Source organism: Rhizobacter sp. P1_G5 (genome assembly GCF_056405435.1).
The window spans coordinates 1-2,189 of record NZ_JBFUCB010000821.1 but is presented as its reverse complement, the minus strand read 5'-3'; the positions used below and the strand labels follow the sequence as shown (position 1 = coordinate 2,189).

General features: G+C 70.8%; 3 protein-coding genes. All 3 read left to right on the top strand.

Features of this window, described 5'->3' with window-relative positions:
- A partial coding sequence (locus tag AC1D12_RS31515) for an aminotransferase class IV (RefSeq protein ID WP_477845119.1) occupies positions 1-433 on the top strand: 433 nt, incomplete at its 5' end.
- 7 nt (positions 434-440) lie between these two features.
- On the top strand, positions 441-1,091 hold the full coding sequence (locus AC1D12_RS31510; RefSeq protein WP_477845118.1) for an HAD family hydrolase: 651 nt from the start codon (positions 441-443) through the stop codon (positions 1,089-1,091).
- 16 nt (positions 1,092-1,107) lie between these two features.
- On the top strand, positions 1,108-2,189 hold a 1,082-nt coding region (locus AC1D12_RS31505; RefSeq protein WP_477845117.1), incomplete at its 3' end, for a methyl-accepting chemotaxis protein.

Genomic DNA, 2,189 nt, shown 5'->3' with positions numbered 1-2,189 from the left:
CACCCACGCCCCGCTCGCGCCGCTGCCCGCGGGGCCGGTGGGCCTGCTGATCGCCGCGCAGCCCCTGCCCGACCACCGCCCGCTGGCGGCCCACAAGACCACGCTGCGCCAGCACTACGACGCCGGCGTGCAGGCGGCCGAGCGGGCCGGCGCGTTCGACAGCCTGTTCTTCACCGCCGACGGCCGTCTGGTGGAAGGTGGGCGCAGCTCGGTGTTCCTGCTGCTGGACGGCCGCTGGTGCACGCCGCCGCTGCACGACGGCGCGCTGCCCGGCGTGATGCGCGCGCGGCTGCTGGCCGATCCGGGCTGGGCCACCGTCGAGCGCAGCCTGAGCCGGGCCGACCTGCGGCGTGCGCAGGCCATCGTGGTGTGCAACGCATTGCGCGGCGTGCTGCCGGCGCACCTGCTGTCGCGCGAGCTGAGCCACGCCTGAGACACGCATGAACCTGGCGCTGTTCGACCTGGATCACACCTTGATTCCCTTCGACAGCGGCATGGCCTGGACACGCTTCCTCACGGCGCGCGGCATCCTGCCGCCCGAGGCCCCCGAGGCCTACCTGGCCTGCTGCCACCGCTACGTGGCCGGCACGCTGGACATCCGCGCGATGCACCGCATCACGGTGGCACCGCTGGCGGCGTTTCCGCGCGACCAGATCGAGGCCTGGAGCCGCGCGTTCGAGGCCGAGATGGCGGCGCGGGTGCCCGGCATCATGCAGGCCTTGGTGGAGCGCCACCAGCGTGCCGGCGACCTGTGCGCCATCGTCACCGCGACCACGCGCTTCATCGCCGAGCCCTTTGCCCGGCTGTTCGGCATCCGCCACCTGATGGCGACCGAAGGCGAGCTGCGAGACGGCTTGCTGACCGGCGAGATCGACGGCGAGCCCTGCCACCGCGAGCACAAGCTGAGCCGCGTGCTCGACTGGCTGGACCGGCCCGGCGGCTTGCAGGCCTTCGACGAATCCTGGTTCTATTCCGATTCCGCGAGCGACCTGCCGCTGCTGCAGGCGGTGTCGCATCCGGTGGCCGTGCGGCCGGAGCCTGTGCTGCGCGAGCATGCGCGGCGCTGCGGCTGGATGGTGCTTGATTCATAAAACAAGGAGACAGCTCATGGAATGGATTCGCCAGGTCAGCTTGGTCAGGCGGGTGATGATCGGCTTCGCCGTGATGGGTGCGATCGTGCTCGCGATGGGTGCGGCGGCGGCGTGGACCGTGCAGCAGCTTGCCGCGGGACCGCAGCGGATCAATGCCGATGCGGCCATCGGGTGGTTCAGTGCGGGCGCCATCGCCGGTTGCGCGGTGGCGCTGCTGGCCGGCTGGCTGATCCGCGGCAGCATCAAGGAGTCGGTCGAATCGACCGTTCAGTGCGTGATCCGCATTGCCGGCGGCGACCTCGAGACCAAGATCACGTCGTCGGGCAAGGACGAGATCTCGTGGCTGCGGGCCGAGCTGAACGCGATGCGCAAGAAGCTGCGCACGGTGGTGCTCGACGTGCGGCAGACCGTCGAGAGCGTCGACACCGCATCGGACGAGATCGCGAGCGGCAACACCGACCTGTCGAACCGCACCGAGCAGCAGGCGAACGCGTTGCAGCTGACCGTCGGCTCGATGGCGCAGCTGGCGGCCACGGTGAGCAGCAACTCGGACAGCACACGCGAGGCGCGCAGCCGGGTCACGCTGTCCAGCGAGGTCGCGGCGCGCGGCGCGCAGACCATGCAGGACGTGATCGTGCGCATGGGCGAGATCCACGCCAGCGCCGGCAAGATCGCCGAGATCATCGGCGTGATCGACGGCATCGCGTACCAGACCAACATCCTTGCGCTGAATGCAGCTGTGGAGGCAGCGCGCGCCGGCGAGCAGGGTCGCGGCTTCGCGGTCGTGGCCGAGGAGGTGCGCAGCCTCGCGCAGCGCAGTTCGTCGGCTGCGCGCGAGATCAAGGCCTTGATCGGCGACTCGACGGAGAAGGTGGCGGCCGGTTCGCAGCTGGTCGCCGATGCCGGCCGCACGATGCGCGAGATCGTCGACAGCGTCGGCCAGGTGGCGGGGCTGATCGGCGACATTGCGCAGAGCGGTGCCTCGCAGAGCAGCGACATCGGCCGCATGCAGCAGGCGATCGCGCAGCTCGACACGATGACGCAGCAGAACGCCGCGCTGGTGGAGCAGCTGGCGGCGGCGGCGCAGTCGCTGCGGGG

Coding starts and splice junctions, on each gene's coding strand:
- AC1D12_RS31510 (WP_477845118.1), top strand. CDS start 441: ATGAACCTGGCGCTGTTCGACCTGGATCACACCTTGATTCCCTTCGAC.